31 protein-coding genes are annotated in these 24,191 nt (G+C 45.7%); 30 read left to right on the forward strand and 1 reads right to left on the reverse strand.

What is annotated here, in order from left to right; genetic code table 11:
- The first annotated feature begins 69 nt into the window (after positions 1-69).
- The 22 genes from BN1080_RS07375 to BN1080_RS07480 all read left to right on the forward strand — a co-directional run bounded on the left by BN1080_RS07375 (position 70) and on the right by BN1080_RS07480 (position 16,731).
- On the forward strand, positions 70-273 hold the full coding sequence (locus tag BN1080_RS07375; protein WP_052651391.1) for a DUF2768 domain-containing protein: 204 nt from the start codon (positions 70-72) through the stop codon (positions 271-273).
- 10 nt (positions 274-283) lie between these two features.
- Positions 284-994: a hypothetical protein gene (locus BN1080_RS07380; RefSeq protein WP_052654466.1), complete on the forward strand. Its 711-nt coding sequence runs from the start codon at positions 284-286 to the stop codon at positions 992-994.
- 173 nt (positions 995-1,167) lie between these two features.
- Positions 1,168-1,440: an HU family DNA-binding protein gene (locus BN1080_RS07385; protein ID WP_052651392.1), complete on the forward strand. Its 273-nt coding sequence runs from the start codon at positions 1,168-1,170 to the stop codon at positions 1,438-1,440.
- A gap of 242 nt (positions 1,441-1,682) precedes the next feature.
- Complete coding sequence (folE, locus tag BN1080_RS07390; RefSeq protein ID WP_110925595.1) at positions 1,683-2,267, forward strand: GTP cyclohydrolase I FolE; 585 nt, start codon at positions 1,683-1,685, stop codon at positions 2,265-2,267.
- A 26-nt stretch (positions 2,268-2,293) separates the two neighbouring features.
- Complete coding sequence (mtrB, locus tag BN1080_RS07395) at positions 2,294-2,515, forward strand: trp RNA-binding attenuation protein MtrB (protein WP_052654470.1); 222 nt, start codon at positions 2,294-2,296, stop codon at positions 2,513-2,515.
- 77 nt (positions 2,516-2,592) lie between these two features.
- The gene (locus BN1080_RS07400; protein ID WP_052651393.1) at positions 2,593-3,369 is read left to right on the forward strand and encodes a heptaprenyl diphosphate synthase component 1; all 777 of its coding nucleotides are present in this window, start codon (positions 2,593-2,595) and stop codon (positions 3,367-3,369) included.
- Positions 3,370-3,374: 5 nt separating this feature from the next.
- Entirely contained in the window at positions 3,375-4,079 is a 705-nt protein-coding gene (locus tag BN1080_RS07405; RefSeq protein WP_052651394.1) for a demethylmenaquinone methyltransferase, read from the forward strand.
- A 17-nt stretch (positions 4,080-4,096) separates the two neighbouring features.
- Complete coding sequence (hepT, locus tag BN1080_RS07410; RefSeq protein ID WP_052651395.1) at positions 4,097-5,071, forward strand: heptaprenyl diphosphate synthase component II; 975 nt, start codon at positions 4,097-4,099, stop codon at positions 5,069-5,071.
- An 85-nt stretch (positions 5,072-5,156) separates the two neighbouring features.
- Positions 5,157-5,603, forward strand: a complete 447-nt coding sequence (gene ndk / locus BN1080_RS07415) for a nucleoside-diphosphate kinase (RefSeq protein WP_052651396.1) — start codon at positions 5,157-5,159, stop codon at positions 5,601-5,603.
- A 174-nt stretch (positions 5,604-5,777) separates the two neighbouring features.
- Positions 5,778-6,950 (forward strand): chorismate synthase, encoded by a 1,173-nt coding sequence (aroC, locus tag BN1080_RS07420; protein WP_052651397.1) that lies wholly within the window; start codon positions 5,778-5,780, stop codon positions 6,948-6,950.
- 2 nt (positions 6,951-6,952) lie between these two features.
- Positions 6,953-8,029, forward strand: coding sequence for a 3-dehydroquinate synthase (gene aroB / locus BN1080_RS07425; RefSeq protein ID WP_052651398.1), 1,077 nt, complete (start codon positions 6,953-6,955; stop codon positions 8,027-8,029).
- On the forward strand, positions 8,026-8,409 hold the full coding sequence (gene aroH, locus BN1080_RS07430) for a chorismate mutase (RefSeq protein ID WP_052651399.1): 384 nt from the start codon (positions 8,026-8,028) through the stop codon (positions 8,407-8,409). The genes aroB and aroH overlap by 4 nt, the downstream gene beginning before the upstream one ends.
- Positions 8,406-9,494, forward strand: a complete 1,089-nt coding sequence (locus tag BN1080_RS07435) for a prephenate dehydrogenase (protein WP_052651400.1) — start codon at positions 8,406-8,408, stop codon at positions 9,492-9,494. The genes aroH and BN1080_RS07435 overlap by 4 nt, the downstream gene beginning before the upstream one ends.
- 14 nt (positions 9,495-9,508) lie before the next feature.
- On the forward strand, positions 9,509-10,795 hold the full coding sequence (gene aroA, locus BN1080_RS07440) for a 3-phosphoshikimate 1-carboxyvinyltransferase (protein ID WP_052651401.1): 1,287 nt from the start codon (positions 9,509-9,511) through the stop codon (positions 10,793-10,795).
- An 87-nt stretch (positions 10,796-10,882) separates the two neighbouring features.
- The gene (locus tag BN1080_RS07445) at positions 10,883-12,136 is read left to right on the forward strand and encodes a tetratricopeptide repeat protein (RefSeq protein WP_052651402.1); all 1,254 of its coding nucleotides are present in this window, start codon (positions 10,883-10,885) and stop codon (positions 12,134-12,136) included.
- Between the two features lie 14 nt (positions 12,137-12,150).
- On the forward strand, positions 12,151-12,714 hold the full coding sequence (locus BN1080_RS07450) for a ReoY family proteolytic degradation factor (RefSeq protein WP_052651403.1): 564 nt from the start codon (positions 12,151-12,153) through the stop codon (positions 12,712-12,714).
- A 5-nt stretch (positions 12,715-12,719) separates the two neighbouring features.
- Entirely contained in the window at positions 12,720-13,172 is a 453-nt protein-coding gene (locus BN1080_RS07455) for a DUF2487 family protein (RefSeq protein ID WP_052651404.1), read from the forward strand.
- Positions 13,173-13,313: 141 nt separating this feature from the next.
- Positions 13,314-13,817 (forward strand): QcrA and Rieske domain-containing protein, encoded by a 504-nt coding sequence (locus BN1080_RS07460; RefSeq protein WP_052651405.1) that lies wholly within the window; start codon positions 13,314-13,316, stop codon positions 13,815-13,817.
- A 21-nt stretch (positions 13,818-13,838) separates the two neighbouring features.
- On the forward strand, positions 13,839-14,513 hold the full coding sequence (gene qcrB / locus BN1080_RS07465; RefSeq protein ID WP_052651406.1) for a menaquinol-cytochrome c reductase cytochrome b subunit: 675 nt from the start codon (positions 13,839-13,841) through the stop codon (positions 14,511-14,513).
- 38 nt (positions 14,514-14,551) lie between these two features.
- The gene (locus BN1080_RS07470; RefSeq protein WP_052651407.1) at positions 14,552-15,331 is read left to right on the forward strand and encodes a menaquinol-cytochrome c reductase cytochrome b/c subunit; all 780 of its coding nucleotides are present in this window, start codon (positions 14,552-14,554) and stop codon (positions 15,329-15,331) included.
- A gap of 60 nt (positions 15,332-15,391) precedes the next feature.
- The gene (gene lhaT, locus BN1080_RS07475) at positions 15,392-16,003 is read left to right on the forward strand and encodes a lipoprotein heptaprenylglyceryl N-acetyltransferase LhaT (protein ID WP_234398944.1); all 612 of its coding nucleotides are present in this window, start codon (positions 15,392-15,394) and stop codon (positions 16,001-16,003) included.
- A gap of 53 nt (positions 16,004-16,056) precedes the next feature.
- The gene (locus tag BN1080_RS07480) at positions 16,057-16,731 is read left to right on the forward strand and encodes a zinc metallopeptidase (RefSeq protein WP_052651408.1); all 675 of its coding nucleotides are present in this window, start codon (positions 16,057-16,059) and stop codon (positions 16,729-16,731) included.
- A 45-nt stretch (positions 16,732-16,776) separates the two neighbouring features.
- Here the strand turns inward: BN1080_RS07480 and BN1080_RS07485 are convergent, their stop codons facing one another.
- A complete protein-coding gene (locus BN1080_RS07485) occupies positions 16,777-17,643 on the reverse strand; it encodes a YitT family protein (RefSeq protein ID WP_052651409.1) in 867 nt (288 codons plus the stop codon).
- Positions 17,644-17,753: 110 nt separating this feature from the next.
- Here BN1080_RS07485 and BN1080_RS07490 point away from each other — a divergent pair, with 110 nt between their 5' ends.
- The 8 genes from BN1080_RS07490 to panD all read left to right on the forward strand — a co-directional run bounded on the left by BN1080_RS07490 (position 17,754) and on the right by panD (position 24,020).
- Complete coding sequence (locus tag BN1080_RS07490; protein WP_052651410.1) at positions 17,754-18,089, forward strand: nucleotide pyrophosphohydrolase; 336 nt, start codon at positions 17,754-17,756, stop codon at positions 18,087-18,089.
- Complete coding sequence (gene dapB, locus BN1080_RS07495) at positions 18,089-18,886, forward strand: 4-hydroxy-tetrahydrodipicolinate reductase (protein WP_052651411.1); 798 nt, start codon at positions 18,089-18,091, stop codon at positions 18,884-18,886. Before BN1080_RS07490 ends, dapB begins: the two co-directional genes overlap by 1 nt.
- A 14-nt stretch (positions 18,887-18,900) precedes the next feature.
- On the forward strand, positions 18,901-19,305 hold the full coding sequence (mgsA, locus tag BN1080_RS07500) for a methylglyoxal synthase (RefSeq protein ID WP_052651412.1): 405 nt from the start codon (positions 18,901-18,903) through the stop codon (positions 19,303-19,305).
- 21 nt (positions 19,306-19,326) lie between these two features.
- Complete coding sequence (bshA, locus tag BN1080_RS07505) at positions 19,327-20,460, forward strand: N-acetyl-alpha-D-glucosaminyl L-malate synthase BshA (protein WP_110925699.1); 1,134 nt, start codon at positions 19,327-19,329, stop codon at positions 20,458-20,460.
- Positions 20,457-21,590 (forward strand): CCA tRNA nucleotidyltransferase, encoded by a 1,134-nt coding sequence (locus tag BN1080_RS07510; protein WP_052651414.1) that lies wholly within the window; start codon positions 20,457-20,459, stop codon positions 21,588-21,590. The genes bshA and BN1080_RS07510 overlap by 4 nt, the downstream gene beginning before the upstream one ends.
- On the forward strand, positions 21,568-22,551 hold the full coding sequence (locus tag BN1080_RS07515; protein ID WP_052651415.1) for a biotin--[acetyl-CoA-carboxylase] ligase: 984 nt from the start codon (positions 21,568-21,570) through the stop codon (positions 22,549-22,551). The genes BN1080_RS07510 and BN1080_RS07515 overlap by 23 nt, the downstream gene beginning before the upstream one ends.
- A 246-nt stretch (positions 22,552-22,797) precedes the next feature.
- Positions 22,798-23,634 carry a pantoate--beta-alanine ligase gene (panC, locus tag BN1080_RS07520; RefSeq protein ID WP_052651416.1) on the forward strand — a complete coding sequence of 279 codons (837 nt, stop codon included), beginning with the start codon at positions 22,798-22,800 and terminating at the stop codon, positions 23,632-23,634.
- 2 nt (positions 23,635-23,636) lie between these two features.
- Positions 23,637-24,020: an aspartate 1-decarboxylase gene (panD, locus tag BN1080_RS07525; RefSeq protein ID WP_052651417.1), complete on the forward strand. Its 384-nt coding sequence runs from the start codon at positions 23,637-23,639 to the stop codon at positions 24,018-24,020.
- Positions 24,021-24,191 lie beyond the last annotated feature (171 nt).

Consider the following 24,191-nt stretch of genomic DNA (forward strand, 5'->3'; position numbering starts at 1 on the left):
ATATGGCGGGGCACCTGCGCATTTCTTATGCTATACTATGGACTGAAACTGAACGAAAGGCGGGCAATTATGAGTTCTTTAGACAAGATGTGGGTCTCTTTTGCAGGAATTGCTTTTTTAATGATCTCCATGGGAATGATTTATTTAAGCAGATACAAGCTGAATAATGGCTTTTTAAAATTTATTTTCGCATTGATCGCATATATTTTGCTGATTTTAGGCTTCTTTATTATGGTATTTATTATATTCAGCGGGCCGACAGGCGGCGCTTGAGGTGATGAAAATGAAAAAGATTTCAATGCTCATCATGTTTACGGTTCTGGCAGTATTGCTGAGCGGCTGTATGTATCCTGAAAGTGAACGGGCTGAAAATCAGATCCCATACGAGGAACAGGTCAATTCCGTGCAAAATGCCATCAATCAGTACCAAGAGGAAAGCGGCGGATTGCTGCCGATTAAGACAAGAGACATGGACGTGGATCAATTCATCAAATATCCGATTGATTTCTCGAAAATCGTTCCGAAATATTTATCTGAAATACCTTCCAATGCTTTTGAAACAGGCGGTATTTTTCAGTATGTATTGATGGATGTTGAAGAAAACCCGACAGTGAAATTGGTAGATTTGCAAATGGCTGAAACGATCCGGTCGATCAACATCCGAAAAAGTGCCAACGGCGGGCGAGCGCCCATCGCTGAAATTATTGCCGACAATGTTTACCGATTAAACTATACGGCTATGGGGTTCAAGGAAGAACAAATGGCGGTAAGCCCATATAGCGGCCGCAATTTGCCTCTTGTAGTTACCGGAAAAGGCGATGTCTACGTTGACTATTCCATGGATCTATATACGGAATTGCAGGAATATGAAGGAACGATCGAAGAAGGCCAAGATATCCGGTTCTTATTGTATGACGACAGCCCGATTGTCCCTGCCTATTCGCTTCCCTACACCGTCGACGAAGACATGGAACCGATCTTCAACAATGAATAATTTATTGATTTCATGGGATTTCTGCTAAAAAAGAGCTGCATTTAGAATATTTTGTCAGTATTTTACTGTTTTATTGCTAAAGCGCTCTATTAGTTGTTGCTATGCGATTTTCGATATGATACTCTTTTTACAGGATTGAAGGTTTGCATCCCCTTTGAGAGGAGGTGAATGGCATGAACAAAACAGAATTAGTGAACTCTGTTGCTGAAGCAGCTGAGCTTTCTCGTAAAGACGCTGCGAAAGCAGTTGACGCTGCATTTGAAGCGATTCAAGACGCTCTAACTAAAGGTGACAAAGTCCAATTGATTGGATTCGGTAACTTTGAAGTACGCGAACGCGCAGCTCGCAAAGGACGCAACCCGCAAACTGGTGCTGAGATCGAAATCGCAGCTAGCAAAGTACCTGCATTTAAACCAGGTAAAGCGCTTAAAGACGCAGTGAAATAATCTACAGTGCAGTACATAGAATGGCTTTTGTGTGACAAACCACACAAAAGCCATTCTTTTTTTAAGCATACATTTTTGCGAATCCCGAACGTATATGCTACGATTCATGTGAGAAAAGCGCAGCCGCTGTATAGGTTCCGCTAACGATAAAACTAAAAGACCGGCTTGAGGCCTGATCAAACAACTAAAACAACGAAGCTGCTAACGGGTAGACTGAATCCGTTTAAACAGGAGGAAACAGAGTGATCGATTTAGATTCGCAAAAAGTGGACTTAGATAAAATTGAAAAAGCGGTAACCATGATTTTGGAAGCGGTGGGTGAAGACCCGGGACGTGAAGGATTGCTGGATACTCCGAAGCGCGTCGCTAAAATGTATGCTGAAATTTTTTCGGGATTAAAGGAAGACCCGAAAGAGTATTTTAAAACGGTTTTTCATGAGGGGCATGAAGAGCTTGTCCTGGTAAAGGACATTCCTTTTTACTCGACATGTGAGCACCATTTAGTTCCGTTCTTTGGAAAAGCGCATATTGCTTATATCCCAAGGGACGGAGTCGTAACTGGGTTAAGCAAATTAGCGAGAGCTGTTGAAACCGTCGCAAAGCGCCCGCAGCTGCAAGAACGCATCACTTCAACCGTTGCAGATTCTTTAATGGAGACATTGAATCCGCATGGCGTCTATGTAATGATTGAAGCTGAGCATATGTGCATGACGATGCGGGGCATTAAAAAGCCGGGTGCAAAAACCGTTACGGCTGTTTCAAGAGGAATTTTTGAAGCGGATGACGTGAAACGGGCCGAAGTGATGACTTACATTAATATGAATTGAAAATTAAAGAAAAAGCAGGTGTGGAAATGGCTCAACCAGAATACATTGTGATCCGTGCCCAGGAAGACGGCGTAAACGTGATCGGATTGACACGGGGAAATGATACGAAATTCCATCATACAGAAAAACTGGACAAAGGCGAAGTGATGATTGCACAATTTACGGAACACACTTCAGCGATGAAAATTCGTGGGAAAGCAGAAATTCAAACGGCTCACGGCGTGATCGAAAGCGAAACGAAAAAATAGGGTCATTTGGGTGAAGGCTAGGCTTTGCCTGTGATATAATAGTCAAGTATGGCTAAATCATGAATGGAGTAAGCAGTATGAATGAACAACAAATACATTCGAAAATTACTTCCTTGGAAATCGAAGTCCTAAAAGCTGTAAAACAGCGGACTCTCGAAAAACATACGGAAGGTCCATCCGTCGAGCGGGAGCGTTTGTTTTTCTTGCTGCTGCCATTTTTAGACGGAAAGCAATGGTCTGCAGACATAGAACAGACGGCTAAGACTGTATCTATTGTCTATGCGGCATTGCATGCCCATGACCAAGTGAAAGAAGATATTCTGGCTTCGAAAAAACAGCAGCTGACCGTATTGGCTGGCGATTTTTATAGCGGAATCTATTATCAAATGCTTTCAAACATGGAAAACTTGACGATGATCAAGCATTTGGCTTCGGCGATCATCAGTGTGAGCGAGAGAAAGGCTTCTTTCTACGACCAGGTAGAACGCCCGATTCAACTCGTCGACGAATTAATTCAAAAAAATGAAATTGAACTGATTGAAGCATTCTACAACTTTTACGGCTATCACGAATATACGAAGCTGGCAAAAGCCATGCTGAGCTACGTCAGATACGAAAATGAATTGAAATGCTTAAAAGAAGGCGGACAAAGCCGCATTCTTCAATTGCTAAACAAATCACTCCGGTATCCTGCTGATCCCGAGGCATGGCTTCTGAAGAAATTGGACGTTCTGCATGATCAAGTGCTTGAATTAATACGAGATGCTAAGTTTGATTATGAATTGAAGAATTTCATGCTCCATAAAATAACCCCGCACCAGCATAGAGCTGAGCAGCTAACCCGAGAAGGATGACTGATATGCAAAAAACAAAAGAACAGAAAGTCCATGAAGTTTTCGAAAAAATTTCCGGCAATTATGATCACATGAATTCTGTCATCAGTTTTCAGCAACATAGCAAATGGCGTAAAGATACCATGCAAAAGCTTCAAGTGCCGAAAGGCTCATCAGTTATTGATGTTTGCTGTGGCACAGGGGACTGGACCATTGCCCATGCAGAAGCGACCGGCGAACAAGGGCGCGTCGTGGGGCTGGATTTTAGCCAAAACATGTTGAACGTAGGGATTGAAAAAACAAAGCACCTCCCTCAAGTGAAAATGATCCAGGGCAATGCGATGTCTTTGCCTTTTCCTGATAATTCATTTGATTTTGCCACGATCGGTTTCGGCTTGCGGAATGTACCGGATTACCGGCAAGTCCTTTCTGAAATGCATCGTGTATTGAAGCCTGGCGGCGTGATTGCTTGCCTTGAGACTTCTCAGCCGAATAATTTATTGTTTAAGCCTGTTTTCAGATTTTATTTCAGATTTATTATGCCGGTATTCGGCAAATTATTCGCTAAAAGCTATAAAGAATATTCGTGGCTGCAGGAGTCGGCTAAAGATTTTCCAGGCATGAAGCCTTTGGCAAAATTATTCACTCAAGTAGGATTTGTTAATGTGAAGTATAAGCCCTATACCGGAGGAGCAGCAGCTCTTCATTTAGGAATGAAAAAAGTAAATTAGCGGGAGAAGGTTATTTAGTGGAAAAGGTGAAGTTGAAATTGCTCTATTCCGATATTAAACCGGAATTGGATATGATCGAAAAAGAATTAGAACAGGCAGTGGATTCCGAATCTCCCTTACTAAATGATGCTTCTCTTCATCTATTGCAGGCTGGAGGAAAACGAATCCGACCTGTTTTTGTTTTGCTTGCAGGCAAATTTGGAAATTACAATATTGATGTGATGAAGCGGGTCGCTGTTCCTTTGGAGTTGATCCATATGGCTTCGCTCGTGCACGATGATGTAATTGATGATTCAGAGCTTCGAAGAGGCAAACCGACCGTCAAAGCGGAATGGAATAATAGTGTCGCGATGTATACGGGCGATTTCATTTTAGCCCGGGCGTTGGAGTACATTACTGAAATTGAAGATCCAAAACTTCATCAAATCTTGTCAAAGACGATGATTGAAGTATGCCGCGGCGAAATCATCCAGATTGAAGACAAATACAAACTAGATCAGAATTTGCGTGATTACTTGCGTCGAATCAAGCGGAAAACAGCATTGCTCATTTCTTCCAGCTGTGAACTCGGGGCCTTGGTTTCGGGAGCGGATTTGAAAACGGCTGCCCACTTGAGAAGATTCGGTTATTTTATCGGCATGTCCTTCCAGATCATCGATGATATTTTGGACTTCACTTCTTCAGATGAGGAGCTTGGCAAACCGGCCGGAAGCGATTTTATGCAGGGCAATATGACCTTGCCGGTTTTATGCGCACGAAAAGATCAGGCAATCTATGAACTTTTGAAAAATAATCTTCAAAAGGATATGACGGATGAAGAGAGGCTGACGATTGTTAAAACGATTCGCAACAGCTCCGCTATTGAAGAAGCGAAGAAAATCAGCGAGAAATATTTGGAGAAAGCATTAGAAGAATTGTCCTATCTGCCTAAAAGCTCGGCCAGCAAAACGATGCGCAAAATTGCATTTTTTATTGGCAAGAGAAAGTTTTAGAACAGAGTTGACAAATAGGTTCAAACTGATAGTATTTTTTAAGGTGGGCAAAAATGCCTGAGCTTTTAATAGAGGAGTGTTCATAATGGAAAAAACTTTCTTGATGGTTAAACCAGACGGAGTACAACGCAATGTAATCGGCGAAATCGTAGCACGTTTTGAGAAAAAAGGTTATCACTTGGTAGGCGCTAAATTGATGCAGATCCCAACTGAATTGGCTGAACAGCATTACGGTGAGCATAAAGAGCGTCCGTTCTTCGGCGAACTAGTTGACTTCATCACTTCAGGCCCTGTCTTTGCAATGGTATGGGAAGGCGAAAACGTTATTTTGACTGCACGCCAAATGATGGGTGCGACTAACCCTAAAGATGCAGCTCCAGGAACAATCCGTGGAGACTTCGCTGTAACTGTCGGCAAAAACATGATTCACGGTTCTGACTCTGCTGAGAGCGCTGAACGTGAAATCGGCTTGTTCTTCAAAGAAGAAGAATTGGTAACTTACGAAAAAACAATGAACAACTGGGTGAACTAATCCAGCTTCTGAAAAAAGCAGCTTATGCTGCTTTTTTTTTTTTGCTTATTTTTGTTTTTGGCCTAATAATTTTTGGACAGTTTAGTTTTATCTAAATTTAAGATAGAATTGAGGAAATGCAATATGTTATAGTGGTACATAAATACTTTAGTGCGTTGAAGGGAGAAAGTGCAGATGCGTTATTTAACAGCAGGAGAATCACATGGGCCACAGCTTACGGCTATTATTGAGGGGCTGCCGGCACAAATGCCTTTAACGGCAGAAATGATCAATAAAGAATTGAAAAGGCGTCAAGGCGGCCATGGTCGCGGAAGACGCATGCAAATAGAAAAGGATACCGTGGAAATCGTATCAGGCGTGCGCCACGGAAAAACGTTGGGTTCTCCGGTCGCTCTTGTCGTTAAGAATGATGATTGGAAACATTGGACGAACATTATGGGCATTGAACCAATAGATGAAAATGATGAAGTAAAGCGCCAAATTTCACGTCCGCGCCCTGGGCACGCAGATTTGAATGGAGGCATGAAATATGGCCACCGGGATCTTCGGAATGTGCTGGAACGCTCATCAGCAAGAGAAACTACCGTTCGCGTAGCTGTTGGTGCAGTAGCAAAACAGCTGCTTTCACAATTAGGAATCGAAATTGTATCTCATGTAACAGAAATTGGCGGCATAAAAACCAACCCCGAAAGCTATATTGGAAAATCGGCAGCAGAAATCCGGGAAATCGTGGAAAACGATGCGGTTTATTGCGCGGATCCATCTGTCACCAAACAAATGACCGATTTAATCGATGAAACAAAAAAGAATGGCGATTCAATTGGCGGTACGGTGGAAGTCATTATTGAAGGGATGCCTGCGGGAATTGGCAGCTACGTGCATTATGACCGGAAACTGGATGCCAAGATTGCCGCTTCGGTTATGAGCATCAATGCATTTAAAGGCGTAGAGTTCGGCCTTGGATTTGAAATGGCGAGAAAACCTGGGAGCCAAGTGCATGATGAAATTCTTTGGTCAGAGGAATACGGCTATACGCGCAAAACAAATAATTTGGGCGGCTTTGAAGGCGGAATGACGACAGGCATGCCGATTATCGTGAGAGGCGTCATGAAACCGATTCCGACTTTATACAAACCGCTGCAGAGCATTGATATCGAAACGAAAGAACCATTCCAGGCAAGCATCGAACGTTCTGACAGCTGTGCAGTGCCGGCTGCATCGATCGTGGCGGAGCATGTCGTGGCGTGGGAAGCGGCAAATGCTTTGCTTGAACAATTCGATGCCGACCAACTGCCAAGGTTGAAAGAAAATGTGCAGAATTACTTGGACTATACGAAGGGGTTCTGAAGATGCCAACCATTCGAGTAGAAGCCGGACGGCCTTATAGCGTACATATTGGAACAGATGTCTTTGGACTATTTAATTCCGAATACAAGGAACTGCTTGACTCAGCTGACCGTATTGTGGTCATTGCAGATGAAAAAGTGGCTTCCTTGCATTTGGGCCATTTGTTGCCGTATTTGAAATCTTATAAAGTTGACGTATTTAACGTGCCGTCAGGAGAACAAGCTAAATCGATTGAAACTTTTATGGACTGCCATAGCTTTCTGCTAGCAGCAGGCTGTTCTAGAAAAACCTTGATCCTTGCTTTTGGCGGTGGTGCTACTGGAGACCTTGCGGGTTTTGTTGCATCCACTTTTATGCGAGGCATTCCTTATATTCAAGTGCCGACGACAATTCTGGCCCATGACAGCGCAGTTGGCGGGAAAACGGCCATTAACCATGCATTAGGAAAAAATATGATTGGCACTTTTTATCAGCCGGAAGCGGTGCTTTACGATATCCAGCTGCTGAAAACCCTGCCGGACCATGAGTGGCGGTCGGGAATGGCAGAAGTGATCAAACATGCGTTCATTTCAAATGAACAGTGGCTGGACGAATTATTGGCGGTTGAGTCGTTTCAAGCAATGAGCGATCCCGAATTAATGGGACATCTTGAAAAAGGCATTGCGGTCAAAGCGGCTATTGTAGAAGAAGATGAATTTGAAAATGGCATGCGGAAATTTTTGAACTTTGGCCATACGTTAGCCCATGCGCTTGAAGCCCATCTTGGCTACGGAAATATTACTCACGGGGAAGCGGTCGTCCTTGGCATGGCTTATGCCCTTCACCTTTCCAGCAATGATCGATTAAACCCGTTTTTGGAATGGGGCTACCATCACGGCTATCCGTTTGAAAAGGTCGTGGAGATTTCGTTTGGCGAATTGTTGCCTTATATGAAAAAAGACAAAAAGGCATCGAAAGGCGATTTAAATTTTGTCATGCTTCGCCAAATCGCGCAGCCTCAAATGGAAAAAATTGAAGAGCAAGCCGCTGCAAACAGCTATGAAGAATTACGTTTGAAGATTGGAGAAGTGATTAAATGATTCGTGGAATTCGAGGAGCCATCACGGTTTCAGCAGATCAGCCTGACGAAATTTTACTGGAAACAAAAAAACTTGTCACAGAGATGGCCAAGGAAAACCGAATCGACCCGGATGCTGTAGCATCGGTCATTATTTCAACAACTACTGACATCTCCTCCGCTTTTCCCGCAAAAGCTGTACGGACCCTTGAAAATTGGACCTATGTTCCCGTCATGTGCACGCATGAAATGGATGTTCCTGGAAGTCTTCCGTTATGTATCCGCGTCATGATGCATGTAAATACAGAAGTCGCACAAAAGGAAATTCAGCACATTTATTTAAATGATGCTGTTAAGCTCCGCCCAGATTTGCTGAAAAAAAGCCAGGTGGAAGCGAAATGAACGTTCATGTCCTCATCATCGGCCTTGGATTGATTGGCGGATCATTGGCAAAAGCGCTCCAGCGGCATCCGGATGCGCATATCTCGGGATACGATGCGGATGCCCTGACTGCTAGGAAAGCATACAAGATGGGAATTATCCATAGTTCTCCGCCATCCGTGGAAATAGCAGCGAAGGAAGCGGATGTAATCATTTTTGCCACTCCGGTGGCGACAACCTTGAAATTGATGGAGCAGAGCAAGTATTGGGATTTGAAAAATGGCGTGATCTTGACGGATACCGGCAGTACGAAAAAAACGATCATGGAAGCTGCGAAAAATCTTGACTGCACTTTCATTGGCGGACATCCTATGGCGGGATCCCATAAAAGCGGAGTGGAAGCAGCGAAGGAAGTGCTGTTTGAAAATGCTTTTTATGTGCTGACGCCGAATGATGAGGCTGGAGCGGAACAGCTTGCGTTTTTGAAAGAACTCCTTTCGGTTACGAAAGCGAAAATTGAAGTTTTGGCAGCAGCAGACCACGACCATATGACCGCTATTGTGAGCCATTTCCCGCATTTGATCGCAGCGTCGCTTGTGCACCAATTAGCGAAGGAAGAAGACTATCCTTTTGCACGTCAATTGGCTGCAGGCGGTTTCCGCGACATTACGAGGATCGCTTCATCGAATCCGGAAATGTGGCGGGATATCACCACGCAAAACAATGCGATGATCGTTCAGCAGATGGATAACTGGATGGCGGAAATGGCGGAGCTTCGGGAATTGCTGGTCCAGAACGAAGAAACCGCCATTCAAGATTATTTCCAGGAAGCAAAATCAGTCCGCGACGAATTGCCGATTGCGGGGCATGGCGCCTTATACAGCGCCTATGATTTGTATATCGACATTCCGGATATCCCTGGGATCCTTTCTGAAATGACAGGCTATTTGGCTGAAGAGCAGATCAGCATTGTCAATCTTCGGATTATCGAAACCCGTGAAGATGTCTTCGGGATTCTCGTCATCAGCTTCCAGACGCCGGAAGACCGGGAAAAGGCACGGGCTTGTTTTAATAGAAGAACATCTTATGATTCTTACATTTCTTAGAAGGAGGCGGCATTGTGGCATTGACGTTAACTTTTTCAAAACCGTCATTAAAAGGTGAAATTCAAGTACCAGGCGATAAATCCATTTCTCATCGCGCCATCATGTTTGGATCGATTGCAGAAGGTACAACGACAGTCGAAGGATTTTTGCTTGGAGATGACTGCTTAAGCACGATCAGTTGCTTCCGGAAGATGGGAGTGGAAATTGAACTAGACGGCAAATCGGTCAGCATCAGAAGCGGAGGAGAAGCGTCTTGGAAGGAACCTGCGGAAGTGCTGGATACCGGCAATTCAGGAACTACGACCCGTTTAATGATGGGGCTGCTCGCCAGTTCATCGTTCCATTCCGTCGTAGCAGGGGATGCATCGATTGCGAAACGGCCAATGAAGCGGATCATCAACCCGCTGCGCGAGATGGGTGCGGATATAAGAGGGCGCCAGGACGGGCAGTTTACACCTTTAGCTATCCAAGGGACCCAGCTAAAAGCAATCGAATACACCCTGCCAGTCGCAAGTGCTCAAGTCAAATCAGCAATTTTGCTGGCAGCGTTAAAAGCGGAAGGCAAAACGGTGGTCATTGAACCGATGCCGACCCGCGACCATACAGAAATCATGCTGGAGCATTTCGGAGCGAGCATCAACCGGACAGCGGAAGGCCGCATAGAATTAGAAGGCGGACAAAAGCTGACAGCCGCACATGTGGAAGTTCCAGGCGATATTTCGTCAGCGGCATTTATGATCGGAGCCGCGTTAATCACGGAAAAAAGCACCGTGAAATTGACGAATGTCGGAATCAATCCGACACGAACAGGAATTCTCGATGTGATTGAACAGATGGGTGCGGACTTTGACGTCGAAGAGCTTGAAACAGCTGGCGAACCGGCTGCAGACCTGACGATCCGCTCATCCCGCTTGAAAGGGATTGAAATCGGCGGCGATTTGATCCCGCGCCTGATTGACGAAATCCCTTTAATTGCCTTGATTGCGACACAAGCAGTAGGCCGGACGGTCATTAAAGACGCTGAGGAACTTCGGGTAAAAGAAACCGACCGCATTTCAGCCGTTGTTGCCGAGCTGTCTAAAATGGGTGCGGATATTGCCGCTACAGAAGACGGCATGATCATCAACGGGCCAAGCAAATTGCACGGAGCTTCCGTGAAATCCTATGGTGATCACCGGCTCGGCATGATGGCGGCTGTAGCCGCAATGATTGCGGATGGTGAAGTGGAAATTGACGACCCCGATTGCATCGCTGTATCGTTTCCAAATTTTGTCGAAGAGATGAATTCTTTGCTCCAATAACTCTCCTTAGGGAGAGTTTTTTTATTATGATTCGAACAAACTTTCGTGTAGGATGGAAATATGAAACTGAAAAGAATAGGTGATTGTATGGCAAGTATAGAAGAGATTCGAAAAGCGGTTGAACTGGGAGATCCTGATTCCGTCAATAATTTACTGGAAGCGTATCTGCTCAGCGGAGATCCGGATGAGCAATATGGATTGGCCGAATGGCTGGCTGAAATCGGCTATGTAGAAGAAGCGATAAAAGTGCTCGAGCACCTTCAGTACATTTTTCCGGAAGAAGGGCAGCTTAAAATTGACCGCGCTAATCTCCTGATCGAAATCGACCGGGAAGATGAAGCGCTGAATAGTTTGATGGAAGTTTCAAAAGATGATGAATTGTATCCGCAAGCACTTGTGACGCTTGCCGATCTTTTCCAGCTGCAAGGGCTGCTGGAGGCTGCAGAAAACCGGCTAAACGAGGCAATCGACTTGCTGCCGGATGAGCCTCTGCTCATGCAGGCAAAAGCGGAATTATTGCTGGATTCGGGCAGATATTTAGAATCAGCGAAGATTTATCAGGATTTAAAAGACCAGCAAGTGGAAATTGAAGGGGTCGACTTGTCGGAGAGGCTTGCCGAAGTTTACAGCGCTGGCGCAGCGTACGAAGAAGCGCTGCCCCATTACGACGCCGCTTTGAAGCAGCAAGTACAGCCGGATGTCTTGTACCGGGCGGCTTTCGCTGCGTTCCAGACGAAGCAATATGAACGGGCCGTGCGCCAGCTGAATGAACTGCTGGAAATCGATCCGGATTACTTCTCCGCTTATTTGCTGCGGGCGCAAAGCTACAATTTGGCCGAAGACTACGAAGCAGCCTATAAAGCGGTTCTGGAAGGGATTGCCCGGGACGAGTTCGGCAAAGAGCTTTATTTATTTGCAGGGAAACTGGCGATGAAGCTTGGGCACACTGAAGACGGCGTGCAATATTTGCGGGAAGCCATCGCGCTGGATCCGGAATATATGGAAGCCATTTATACATTGGTATCCTATTTCCATGCAGAAGAAATGGATGAGGAAGTATTAGAGCTTGCGGAAAACGTCATCGCCAATGAAGATGACTGGGCCGGAATCTATCCAATGCTTGCTGAATCCTACGAACGGACAGAACAATTTGAGCAAGCGGCGGCATACTACGAAAAAGCTTATCCTGCTTTTCAGGATGATCCGAACTTCCTTGAGAAATTCGCCCGCTTTTTAATTGAAGAAGGGAAAAGGGAACGCGCTCTCGAAATCATTAAAGAGCTGCAGGTTCTTGAACCTGAAAACCCTGAATGGTTTGACTGGCAGCAGTCATTCGAATGAAAGGAGGCCGGCCTATGACCGCTTATGTCTCGATTGGGGAGAAAAAGCAATTCGTCAAATGGTTTTTGCAGTCTTACAAGATGAAGAGAAGGGAATGCATCTGGATCCTGAATTATATGCTGAGCAACGAAGAGCTTCTGGAAAAGACGCATTTTGTGGAAGAAGCCCATTATTGCCCGCGTGCGATGGTGATGTCTTCGACGGAATCCGATGAAATTCCTTTCCGTTTCTATAAAGGCAACTTGATGACGGCGGATGCTGAGAAATCGTTCCATGATTTGCGGCTGAATCCGGATGACGATTTGTATGTGCAACTGAATTTTCCGAACCGGCCGCCTTCGCCACTCTATCTGTCAGTGCTTGAGGAAAATCCGTATATGCCGAAAAATGAAGCCATCATCGATCAAGACCGCTTGTTAGCGGAACAAGTGCTCGAAGAAAGCATGTCAACATTCCAAGAGGAGAAAATCCTCCAGCAAATTGATGAAGCATTGGATGCAAATGACCGGGAACGTTTTTTTGAATTGTCTGCCATGCTTCATTCAGTGAAGACTTTAAAGAAAATGGAGAGTGAATAAGCTTTATGCATTTTACAGGTAAAGATGTGGATCAATACGTACAGCAACAGGAATATGTCGATACTGCTGTTGTGCCTTTGGTTCAGTTGGATCTTAGCGCCGGCGGTTTAAAGCCGAGCGCCAGTGCTTCCGACTATTTGCAATCATTGACCAATCTATTAGAAAAACAATTTAAAGGGCGTGTGCTGCTTTTTCCGCCGCTTTCCTATAGCAAAATGGCGGATCGCGCACGCATCGCAGGAGAAATTTCCGGCGAGCTGAGCAAGACTGCATTCAAACATGTATTTTACGTGACAACCGATCCCGAATGGCGGGCCATCGAAGAGGCGCCAAATGTCATCTGGCTTCCGGCAATTCCAACCGAGAATATGGATCAATCGTTCAAGCTATCGGTCATGGAAGACCAACTGCGCCAAGTATTGCCGGTTTTCTTGAAAGAATGGTCAAAGCCTTCATGAAATGTTCACAAACTGTCATATTCGCTTCATTGCGATATTGACCTTAACATTTGATTGATATATCATTAGGTTGTCCTAGTAATTATATTTGAAATGAGTATGTCCATTGGACTGACCTTGAATGTTAGAGGGGGGATAAGGATGAGTAATAATCGTGTATCACGACGTCAATTTTTGGGCTATACGTTAACAGGTGTAGGCGGATTCATGGCAGCAGGGATGCTAATGCCGATGGTTCGTTTTGCAGTTGACCCAATTCTCCAACAGCACGATGCTGGAGATTTCATATTGACTGACACAGCAGTAGCTGATTTATCAGAAGAACCTGTACGCGTCGACTTCGCTTATGAACAAGTAGATGCATGGTATACATCTGAAGTAACTAGTTCAGCGTGGGTGTATAAAGAGGGAGATAAACTTGTTGCCCTTTCACCAGTCTGCAAACACTTAGGATGCACAGTAAACTGGGCAGCCGACCCGGAACACCCGACCCAATTCTTCTGCCCATGCCACGCAGGGCGCTATGAGAAAAACGGTCAAAACGTCGCTGGAACACCGCCGCTTGGACCGCTCGATGAATTCGAAGTTGAAGAAAGAGACGGTTTTGTGGCTCTAGGTGCAGTAAAAGCGAACACAATAGTTTAATAGTTAGGGGGTACGACACCAGTGCTAAACAAGTTATATGATTGGGTTGATGAGCGATTGGATATTACGCCTATCTGGCGCGATATCGCTGACCATGAAGTACCGGAACATGTTAACCCCGCACACCACTTTTCAGCATTCGTTTACTGTTTCGGAGGACTTACGTTCTTCATTACAGTAATTCAAATTCTATCTGGTATGTTCTTGACAATGTACTACGTACCAGATATTGAAAATGCTTGGGAATCGGTTTATTATCTTCAAAACGAAGTTGCTTTTGGAGAAATTGTGCGCGGGATGCACCACTGGGGAGCTTCTCTTGTAGTTGTTATGATTTTCCTACATACACTACGAGTATTCTTTACGGGTTCTTATAAAAAACCTCGTGAATTGAACTGGATCGTAGGCGTTATGCTATTTGGTGTAATCCTAGGATTAAGTTTCACTGGTTACTTGCTTCCATGGGATATGAAAGCATTGTTTGCAACAAAAGTAGGTATTCAGATTGCCGCTTCTGTTCCGTTAATCGGTGAGTCGATCAAAGTATTGCTTGCAGGGGATTCAACAATCCTTGGGGCGCAAACTTTGACACGATTCTTCGCGATTCATGTATTCTTCTTGCCAGCTGCTTTGCTTGGGTTGCTTGCAGCGCATTTTATCATGATCAGAAGACAAGGTATTTCTGGCCCGCTATAAGATAGCGGCCACAAGGATTTATTTAAGGAGGGGACACTATGCATCGCGGAAAAGGGATGAAATTCGTTGGGGACTCCCGTATTAAAGGCTTACAGCATCGTATGCCGAACGTTCCCAAAGATTACTCCGAATATCCTGGCAAAACAGAAGCGTTCTGGCCAAACTTCCTTTTGAAAGAATGGATGATTGGTGCTGTCTTCTTAATTGGTTTCTTGCTTTTGACTGTCGCTCACCCTTCTCCTTTGGAAGGTAAAGCAGATCCGACAGATACAGGCTATATTCCATTGCCAGACTGGTATTTCTTATTCTTATACCAATTATTAAAATATGAATTTGCATCTGGTCCATTCAACATTGTAGGTGCCATCATCGTTCCAGGTCTTGCATTTGGTGCGCTTGCGCTTGCTCCGTTCTTGGATCCAGGTCCAGAAAGACGCCCTTCTAAACGTCCGCTTCCAACTGGCTTTATGCTTCTTGCAGTCGCTTCAATCGTTTTCCTTACTTGGGAATCTGTTGCGAACCATGACTGGGAAGCTGCTGAAGCACAAGGGCAAATCGTGGAAGAAGTGGAAATCGATACAGCCGACCCAGGGTATGAAATTTACTCAGGCGCCGCTTGCATCAGTTGCCACGGCGATAATCTAGAAGGTGCTGTTGGTCCAGCTCTAACAAATACAGAGCACACAGCAGAAGAAATCGCTGAAATCGCTGTAAATGGTATTGAAGAAGATGGCGAACAAAAAATGCCGCCGTCTTGGGAAGGTTCAGAAGAAGACCTTAAAGTCATGTCTGAATTTATCGATGGCCTAAGCGAATAATTAAAGCACGAAAAGAGCCGGGAAACCGGCTCTTTTTTTCTATCTGAAGGGGTGAACCAGATGATATCGTTTATGCAAAAAATTTCTGCGTGGCTGATGTTCCGGCCATTTTTGTTCTTACTATTTCTGATCAACTTAGGCGGGACCGTCTACGGCTTCATTTGGTATAAATGGCAGTTGGATATTACTGAACCCAAATTTCTGATTTTTGTGCCGGACAGTCCGACCGCGAGCCTATTCTTTACCATTGTCTTGGGCCTTTGGCTAATCGGCAAAAGAAACGGGTTAGTAGAAGCGCTAGCGGTTGTCACGCTGATTAAATACGGTTTGTGGGCAGTCGTGATGAACTTGCTCACATTGATAGAGACGGGTTCGATCGGCTGGATGGGGTGGATGCTGATCGGTTCTCACTTTGCTATGGCGCTTCAGGCCGTGTTGTACATGGACCACTATCGTTTTGGCTGGCTATCCGTTTCCATTGCGGCTATTTGGACGCTGCATAATGATGTCATTGATTATGTCTTCGGCCAAATGCCCATTTACCGCAGTTTAGCTGCCTATAGTGCTCAGATTGGCTACTTTACATTCTGGCTGTCCATTGCGTGCATCGCTTTTGCATTTTTCATTGCCCATCTCAACAAACCACGCGGCGTATCAGTTGACCATGCCTGACCAATCCTTGTAAAATATAGAGGAGAGGAATAAAAGAGAGGTGTGGAACTTAGATGGGTTTTATCGTCTATTTTATAATTTTGCTGATTATTCCAATGTGGGCTCAGTTTAAATTAAAGCGGACCTACGGTAAATATTCGAAAATACGGTCAACTTCCGGAATCACCGGCGCTCAAGTGGCGCGCACGATATTGGACCGCAACGGCCTAACAGATGTGCAAGTCGTTGAAAGCCGCGGAATGTTAAGCGACCATTACAATCCACTGACAAAAGTCGTTGCGCTTAGCAGCCATAACTATCATGACGCTTCTGTAGCGGGAACGGCAGTTGCCGCGCATGAAGTCGGGCATGCCATCCAGGATGCGGAAGATTATTCCTTCTTGAGATTGCGCCACCGGTTAGTGCCGATTGTCAATATTTCTTCGAACATGTCATGGGTTTTCATCATGATCGGTTTGTTTACTAATTGGAGCGGCGGTTTGCTGATCGGAATCATTCTTTTAGCTGCCGGGGTCTTGTTCCAATTGATCACGTTGCCGGTGGAATTCAACGCATCCAGCCGGGCGATGGACCAATTGTTGGAGCATAACATCATCCGCAACGATGAAGAACGCCATGCGAAAAAAGTATTGAGCGCTGCTGCCATGACGTATGTCGCAGCGACTGCAGTTGCTGTAATGGAACTTGCACGGTTGCTGCTGATTTACACAAACATGAACAGATCTTAAAAGACAAAAGGAGTTGCCCCTTATTTGGGGCAACTCCTTTTTTGTTTAGCCGATGGGCTGTTTTTGTTCATCCAGCGTAAACCCTTCCCCCATCACATCATGGACTTCCGTCAAGGAAACAAATGCATGGGGATCGACGCTGTTGATAATGTTTTTGAGCCGGACAATTTCGTTTTTTGCGACGACGCAATAGAGCACTTCCCGTTCTTCTTTCGTGAAGTGGCCATAGCCGCGCAGGATCGTGATGCCTCGGTCCATTTCGTTCGCAATGCGCATGGCGATTTCTTCCTGCGAATTTGAAATGATCATGGCTCCGCGCCCGGAATAAGCGCCTTCCTGTACAAAGTCGATAACGCGTGCTCCGACAAAAACAGCAACCAATGTGTACATCATCGTCCGGTTATCGAGGAACGTCAAACGGGACAGGACGATGACGCAGGCATCAAACAGGAACATTGTTTTTCCCATGCTCCAGCCGCTGTATTTTTGAACCAAGCGGGCAATGATATCCACTCCGCCTGTAGTCCCTCCGTAGCGGAAAATGATTCCGAGGCCCACGCCGACAAACACCCCGGCAAACAAAGTCGCCAAGAACAGATCACTGTGCAAATCGATCTGGATTTCATAGACCAAAAAGATTTTCAGGAAAACGGACACGGCTACCGTTCCTATAATGGTATAAAGGAAAACTTTTCTTCCTAGCAGTTTCCAGCCGATAAAAAACAACGGAATGTTTAATAATAAGTTCATTAATGCGGGATCCCAATTGAAAAGGAAAAAGAGAATCAACGTGATTCCTGCAAATCCGCCTTCACCCAATTCATTTTGGATATTGAAGTGGACAAAACCGAAACTATAAATAGCTGCACCAAGCAAAATGAAAAATATATTTTTCAGCTGCAGACCTTTCATGACACCGAACCAGCTCCTTTTAAAAAACTCAACTTCTGTATTATCGTTTATTATTCTGATTTTGACAACAACTCCAGTTTTCTTTACGATGAGATGAGGAGCGTGATGAGATGAACGGTGATAAATCGATGAAACAATTGCAGCAAGATGTGGATCAATATATTGGACAATTCAAAGAAGGGTACTTTACCCCAATGGAATTGATGGCGCGGCTGACTGAAGAGCTCGGAGAGTTATCGCGTGAAGTGATGCACCAATTCGGCCCAAAGAAAAAGAAGTCGACCGAAGAGCAGAATTCCATTGAAATGGAAATGGGCGATTTGTTATTCGTCTTAATCTGCATGGCGAATTCATTGGATATCGATTTGGCGAAAGCGCATGACGGTGTTATGGAGAAATTCAATACCCGGGATAAAGACCGGTGGACGAGAAAGGAAGAAGCATAATGGCAATTCGAGTAGCAATCGCGGGAGCACGCGGGAAGATGGGCCAAGAAGCCGTACATACAGTGATGAAAAATGAAAACCTGGAATTGGTAGCTGTTTTGGATTACAAAGAAATCGGTGCTAGTTTGGCAGAGACTTCGCTATTTCCAGAATCGTATCAAGTCCCTGTTTATCTGGATCTGAAAAAATTGCATGCTGAAACAAAGCCGGATGTGCTAGTGGATCTGACTTCCCCGGAATCTGTCTATGAACATACGAAAACAGCGCTGCAATTGAACATTCGTCCGGTAGTCGGCACTACCGGTTTCTCGGATGAAGAATTGAACGAATTGGCCCAAATGGCGAAAGAAGCGAAACTTGGCTGCATCATTGCCCCAAATTTTGCAGTCGGTGCGGTTCTCATGATGAAATTTGCCGAACAGGCGGCCAAATACCTGCCCGATATCGAGATTATTGAAATGCACCATGACCAGAAATTGGATGCCCCGTCAGGCACAGCGATGAAGACGGCGCACTTGATTTCCAACCAGCGGCCGGTGCACGGGCAAGGGCACCCGAAAGAAAAAGAAACATTGCGAGGCGCCAGAGGAGCGGATTACGACGGCATGCGGATCCATAGCGTCAGATTGCCTGGCCTGGTCGCCCATCAGCAAGTATTGCTTGGAGGAGAAGGGCAATTGCTGACAATCCGGCACGATTCTTTTAATCGCGGCTCGTTTATGTCAGGCGTGGTGCTTTCGATCGAGACAGTAATGGAAAAAGAAGAATTGATCTACGGATTGGAACATATCATTTAAAAGGGGAAGATGTTATGAAAATCGCTTTAATTGCGCATGACCGGAAGAAAGACGACTTAATTTCATTTGTTACAGCCTATAAGCCGATTTTAGCGGCACATGATTTGTATGCAACCGGCACGACGGGCAAACGCATAATGGATGGAACAGGGCTGGATGTCATCCGGTTCCAGTCAGGCCCGCTAGGCGGAGATCAGCAGATCGGTGCCATGATTGCAAAAGACGATATGGACATGGTGATTTTTTTCCGGGATCCGTTGACTGCGCAGCCGCATGAACCGGATGTTACGGCATTGATCCGTTTGTGCGATGTTTACAATGTTCCGCTTGCTACGAATATGGGCACGGCAGAAGTTTTGCTGCAAGGCCTAAAAGAGGGGTTCGTCGATTGGCGCCTCATCCAAGAGCGGAAAAATTAGGGGGAGATTGTGGTGCGTAAAATGAAAATCGGGATTACTTGCTACCCGACTGTAGGAGGTTCTGGCGTCGTGGCGACCGAGCTCGGGAAAATGCTTGCAGAACATGGGCATGAAATCCACTTTATCACCTCCAGTACGCCATTCCGCCTGAATGGGATGGATGCAAATATATATAGTCACCAAGTCGATGTCAATAGCTACTCCGTATTTCAATATGCCCCTTATGACATCGCTTTAGCTACGAAAATTGCAGAAGTGATCAAAAATGAGAATCTGGATTTGATGCATGTCCATTATGCGATTCCGCATGCGGTATGCGCGATTCTCGGACGGGACATGGCGGGGTCTGATATCGGAATCGTGACCACTTTGCATGGGACGGATATTACGGTGCTTGGCACGGACTCTTCATTGAAGGAAGCGATCCGTTATGGCATCGAGAAATCCGATGTCGTGACGGCTGTTTCGGATTCATTAAAAAACCAGACATATGAAATGATCAATCCGGAAAAAGAGATTCAAACCATCTATAACTTTGTCGATGAAAGGGAGTATAGCCCAAAAGATTCTAGCGGGCTAAAAGCGGATTTGGGATTGAGCGAGGATGCAAAAGTTCTGATCCATGTGTCCAACTTCCGGAAGGTGAAACGGGTCATGGATGTCGTTGACACATTTGCTAAAGTCAATCAGGAGCTTGATACGCGGCTCCTCTTGGTTGGGGATGGACCGGAAATGGGCAGGATTGTCCAGCAGGTAAGAGAGCTAAACCTTGAAAAACAGGTTTTATTCTTAGGGAAGCGGGACAATCTTTCGGAATTGTATAGTTTAAGCGATGCCAAATTATTGCTGTCCGAAAAAGAAGCGTTCGGCCTTGTCCTTTTGGAAGCGATGGCATGTGGAGTCCCTTGCATCGGTTCATCGATCGGCGGAATTCCTGAAATCATCAATCATGGAGAAAATGGATTTTTGGTAGAATTAGGAAATACAGACCAGGCTGCAGATTTTATCATCGGTATGCTGAAGGATGAAAGGATGCACAAGGAGATGAAGTCGGCGGCGCTCGCGACAGTTAAAGAACGTTTCCATTCGAAACAGATTCTGCAGCAATACGAAAAAATTTACGAGAGTTTATTAGATAGAAGGAAACGGTCATGAAAACAGCGATCAAAGTGATCGAGCAGCTCGAAGTCGCCGGATTTGAAGCCTACATGGTCGGCGGTGCTGTTCGGGATTATTTGCTTGAAAAGAAGCCGCATGATATCGACGTGGCGACCAATGCTTCACCGGAGCAGGTCAAGTCCTTGTTTGAACGGACAGTCGACACGGGGATTGCGCATGGCACCGTCCTTGTTTTAAAAGATGGAACCGGGATTGAAGTGACAACGTACCGGACGGAAGGTTCGTATTCCGATCACCGGCGGCCCGACTCGGTAGAATTTGTCCAATCGCTGGAAGAGGATTTGAAAAGACGGGATTTTACCATTAATGCCATGGCCATGGATAAAGACATGGCCATTACAGACCCTTTTGGCGGAGCACAGGATTTGGCAAAAGGGTTGATCCGGGCTGTAGGCAATCCGGATGAACGGTTCCAGGAAGATGCGCTCCGCATGCTTCGGGCGATCCGCTTTTCCGGCCAATTGGATTTTCAAATCGATCCGTCAACATTGGCATCGATCGGGCACCAGGCACACCTGATCAAATCAATCGCCATTGAGCGCATCAAAAGCGAGATTGATAAGATGATGCTCCATAAGAAAGCTAGCCGAAGTTTCGCTTATTTAACGGATACCGGATTAGCAGAACACTTGCCTTCCGGCTATTTGTTCAAAGCCGACTGGGCAAAATTCCAGGTGTTCGAAACGGCAGCTGCCGGCTGGGCATTTATGCTATTCGAGCATGCACAGGAAATGGAAGCAATTTTGCCGTACCGATTCTCCAATGAAGAAAAACAGACCATTAAAAGGGCATTAGAAGCCGCTCGCCTTCCGGAATGGAATGAGTGGGTTTTTTACAGTTATACAAATGCCCAATTAGCGATTGCTGCTCTTCTAAACGGAAGGAAAGTGGAAATCGCCGGGAAAAAATCCGCGCTTCCAATCCGCAGCAAAGCGGAAATGGCAGTAAACGGCTCCGATTTAATGAAGTGGAGCAGCCAAAAGCAAGGCCCCTGGATCAAAGAGTGGATCGCAAAGATCGAGCGGATGATCGTCTTCGGGGAGTTGGCCAACGATAGAGAACTCATAAAGGAATGGTTCATGCATGAATACCGCCATCACCAATAAATTAGCAGAGCGTTTGATAAAAGCCCAAGGCGAACCGGTTTCAGGACAGCAGCTTGCTGATGAATTCGGTGTCTCAAGGACAGCGATTTGGAAACATATTAAAGAACTCGCGGAGCAAGGGTACGGCATCGAGTCCATCAAGAAAAAAGGCTATTATTTAACTTCTGCACCGGATACGCTCGATGCCACAGCGATCGGGGCAGGGCTTCACACGAAGAAGCTCGGGCAAACGATCCATTACGTGGAATCATGTCCTTCCACTCAAATCATCGCGCATCAATTAGCGCAAGAAGGCACGCCTGATGGGACGATTGTGCTGACAGAAGAGCAGACAGCCGGTCGGGGCAGACTTGCGCGAAAATGGGATTCTGCTGCGAAAAAAGGCATATGGATGAGTGTCGTCCTGCGCCCGGATGTCGTTCCACAAAAAGCGCCTCAATTCACATTGGTTGCAGCTGTTGCAGTGGTGCGGGCGATTGAAGAAGTGACCGGCTTGAAACCGGAAATCAAATGGCCCAATGACATTTTGATCAAAGGCAAAAAAAGCACAGGGATTTTAACGGAATTGCAGTCGGACGCAGACGGGATTCAAGCGTTGATTATCGGAATCGGGCTGAACGTCAATCAATCGCTCCAGGATTTTCCGGAAGAATTGCAGGATATTGCGACGTCGTTGAGCATCGAAAGCGGAAAGCTGGTGAACCGGCAAGAATTGGTGCGGGCGCTTCTTTCTCATCTTGAAATTTATACGGATCTCTATATTGAAACCGGATTTGGCATGTTGAAAATTTTGTGGGAAAGTTATTCATCAACGATCGGCAAAACAGTGCGTGCGCGAATGGCTAAAGAAACGTTGACGGGCATTGCAGAAGGCATCACGGAAGACGGCGTGCTCCAGCTTCGCACAGCGGATGGAAAACTGCATGGCATCTATTCGGCGGATATCGAAATGACAAACTGAATGGTTTTGTTTTACGGGCATTTCTGCTATAGTATTTTTAGTTGGATCAACGGGCAGTATCGCTTGCGAACTGCACCTGAAATCTATGGCAATTTTGCAGTAAATACAATTTGATAGCCGACATCTGCCTTGATCTACTTATATGACAGGGACGGAGGAAACCACACACGAATTTACTGTCCTTCTGTCTTTTTTTGATGGAAGGGCTTTTTATATGGTTTTCTTCCCGAGAGGAGAGAAAAAGTTTTGCGTACAATCAACACCATCACGGAATTGAAAGAATGGGTCCGCGCTCAAAAAAAAGAAGGGCGTTCCATCGGACTTATTCCCACCATGGGGTTTTTGCATGAAGGGCACATGTCGCTCGTCGAGAAAGCAAAAGCGGAAAATGATGTAGCCGTCATGAGCATCTTCGTCAATCCGGCTCAGTTTGGACCGAACGAAGATTTCGACCGCTATCCAAGAGATTTGGAGCGCGATCAGCAGTTGGCCGCTTCTGCCGGAACGGATATCATTTTTGCCCCATCGGTTGAAGAAATGTATCCAAAAGAATCATCGATTTCATTTTCTGCGGGGGAACTAGCTGAGAAAATGTGCGGAGCAACTCGATTCGGCCATTTTGACGGCGTGTTGAAAGTGGTTACGAAATTATTTCATTTAACCGAAGCAGACCGGGCATATTTCGGCCAAAAAGATGCCCAGCAATTGGCCATTATCGAATCGCTCGTTTCAAACTTCAATTTCCCGATTGAAATTCGCCGGGGCGAAACGGTGAGGGAAGAAGATGGACTGGCCAAAAGTTCGAGAAATGTCTATTTGAGTGAAACCGAACGCAGCGAAGCGCCTCATTTGCATAAAGCGCTGCAGGCCGGGAAACAGGCCGCTTTAACAGGCGAGGACCCGAAAGCGGCTGTCTCTTCTTATCTTCAGGCGCATACATCCGGCAAAATCGATTATATTGAGTTTTTATCATATCCGGCCTTGGCTTCAGCCGTTGAAGGAGAAGCCATACTTGCCCTGGCTGTCCAATTTGAAAAAGCACGTTTGATCGACAATCTTATCTTTAATCCAAAGGGGAACTGAACATGTTACGAATGATGTTGAATTCGAAAATTCACCGCGCGACTGTTACGCAAGCAGACTTGAACTATGTAGGGAGCATTACGATCGACCAGGATCTGCTGGATGAAGTCGGCATGCTGCCGAATGAAAAAGTGCATGTCGTCAACAATAATAATGGCGCGCGCTTTGAAACGTATATCATTGCCGGCGAACGGGGAAGCGGCGTAATCTGTGTGAACGGAGCGGCAGCCCGCCTTGTGCAAAAAGGCGACATCGTCATCATTTTGACTTACGGCTATGTCATGGATGAAAATGCGCGAAGCCATAAACCGACCGTGGCCATCATGGATGCAGACAATAAAATCCGGGAAATCATCCATTACGAACCTGAAGCTACCGTCATGTAAGCAAGCGGGGCTTCGTCTAAAGAAATTTAAAGCCAGAGGGGAAGAGCACCGCTTTTCCCCTCTGGCTTTTTCTGATTTTGCGTACTCCACTGTAATGGGAATATCGATTGAATTAGCCGGTCCGTAAGACGGAACGCACCCGGATATGTTACAATTTTTGAAGAGAGAATC

The organism is Planococcus massiliensis, assembly GCF_000821325.1.
Lineage (GTDB): Bacteria > Bacillota > Bacilli > Bacillales_A > Planococcaceae > Planococcus > Planococcus ruber.

What these genes read in the sequence shown, in the direction of transcription:
- BN1080_RS07470 (WP_052651407.1), top strand. Translation starts at nt 14,552, where the DNA reads ATGCATCGCGGAAAAGGGATGAAATTCGTTGGGGACTCCCGTATTAAA.
- BN1080_RS07510 (WP_052651414.1), top strand. Translation starts at nt 20,457, where the DNA reads ATGAAAACAGCGATCAAAGTGATCGAGCAGCTCGAAGTCGCCGGATTT.
- BN1080_RS07455 (WP_052651404.1), top strand. Translation starts at nt 12,720, where the DNA reads ATGCATTTTACAGGTAAAGATGTGGATCAATACGTACAGCAACAGGAA.
- BN1080_RS07480 (WP_052651408.1), top strand. Translation starts at nt 16,057, where the DNA reads ATGGGTTTTATCGTCTATTTTATAATTTTGCTGATTATTCCAATGTGG.
- aroC (WP_052651397.1), top strand. Translation starts at nt 5,778, where the DNA reads ATGCGTTATTTAACAGCAGGAGAATCACATGGGCCACAGCTTACGGCT.
- BN1080_RS07445 (WP_052651402.1), top strand. Translation starts at nt 10,883, where the DNA reads ATGGCAAGTATAGAAGAGATTCGAAAAGCGGTTGAACTGGGAGATCCT.
- bshA (WP_110925699.1), top strand. Translation starts at nt 19,327, where the DNA reads ATGAAAATCGGGATTACTTGCTACCCGACTGTAGGAGGTTCTGGCGTC.
- BN1080_RS07400 (WP_052651393.1), top strand. Translation starts at nt 2,593, where the DNA reads ATGAATGAACAACAAATACATTCGAAAATTACTTCCTTGGAAATCGAA.
- mtrB (WP_052654470.1), top strand. Translation starts at nt 2,294, where the DNA reads ATGGCTCAACCAGAATACATTGTGATCCGTGCCCAGGAAGACGGCGTA.
- aroH (WP_052651399.1), top strand. Translation starts at nt 8,026, where the DNA reads ATGATTCGTGGAATTCGAGGAGCCATCACGGTTTCAGCAGATCAGCCT.
- lhaT (WP_234398944.1), top strand. Translation starts at nt 15,392, where the DNA reads ATGATATCGTTTATGCAAAAAATTTCTGCGTGGCTGATGTTCCGGCCA.
- panD (WP_052651417.1), top strand. Translation starts at nt 23,637, where the DNA reads ATGTTACGAATGATGTTGAATTCGAAAATTCACCGCGCGACTGTTACG.
- aroB (WP_052651398.1), top strand. Translation starts at nt 6,953, where the DNA reads ATGCCAACCATTCGAGTAGAAGCCGGACGGCCTTATAGCGTACATATT.
- dapB (WP_052651411.1), top strand. Translation starts at nt 18,089, where the DNA reads ATGGCAATTCGAGTAGCAATCGCGGGAGCACGCGGGAAGATGGGCCAA.
- BN1080_RS07380 (WP_052654466.1), top strand. Translation starts at nt 284, where the DNA reads ATGAAAAAGATTTCAATGCTCATCATGTTTACGGTTCTGGCAGTATTG.
- mgsA (WP_052651412.1), top strand. Translation starts at nt 18,901, where the DNA reads ATGAAAATCGCTTTAATTGCGCATGACCGGAAGAAAGACGACTTAATT.
- BN1080_RS07450 (WP_052651403.1), top strand. Translation starts at nt 12,151, where the DNA reads ATGACCGCTTATGTCTCGATTGGGGAGAAAAAGCAATTCGTCAAATGG.
- BN1080_RS07460 (WP_052651405.1), top strand. Translation starts at nt 13,314, where the DNA reads ATGAGTAATAATCGTGTATCACGACGTCAATTTTTGGGCTATACGTTA.
- BN1080_RS07485 (WP_052651409.1), bottom strand. Translation starts at nt 17,643, where the DNA reads ATGAAAGGTCTGCAGCTGAAAAATATATTTTTCATTTTGCTTGGTGCA.
- BN1080_RS07515 (WP_052651415.1), top strand. Translation starts at nt 21,568, where the DNA reads ATGAATACCGCCATCACCAATAAATTAGCAGAGCGTTTGATAAAAGCC.
- BN1080_RS07435 (WP_052651400.1), top strand. Translation starts at nt 8,406, where the DNA reads ATGAACGTTCATGTCCTCATCATCGGCCTTGGATTGATTGGCGGATCA.
- BN1080_RS07490 (WP_052651410.1), top strand. Translation starts at nt 17,754, where the DNA reads ATGAACGGTGATAAATCGATGAAACAATTGCAGCAAGATGTGGATCAA.
- ndk (WP_052651396.1), top strand. Translation starts at nt 5,157, where the DNA reads ATGGAAAAAACTTTCTTGATGGTTAAACCAGACGGAGTACAACGCAAT.
- BN1080_RS07375 (WP_052651391.1), top strand. Translation starts at nt 70, where the DNA reads ATGAGTTCTTTAGACAAGATGTGGGTCTCTTTTGCAGGAATTGCTTTT.
- BN1080_RS07405 (WP_052651394.1), top strand. Translation starts at nt 3,375, where the DNA reads ATGCAAAAAACAAAAGAACAGAAAGTCCATGAAGTTTTCGAAAAAATT.
- BN1080_RS07385 (WP_052651392.1), top strand. Translation starts at nt 1,168, where the DNA reads ATGAACAAAACAGAATTAGTGAACTCTGTTGCTGAAGCAGCTGAGCTT.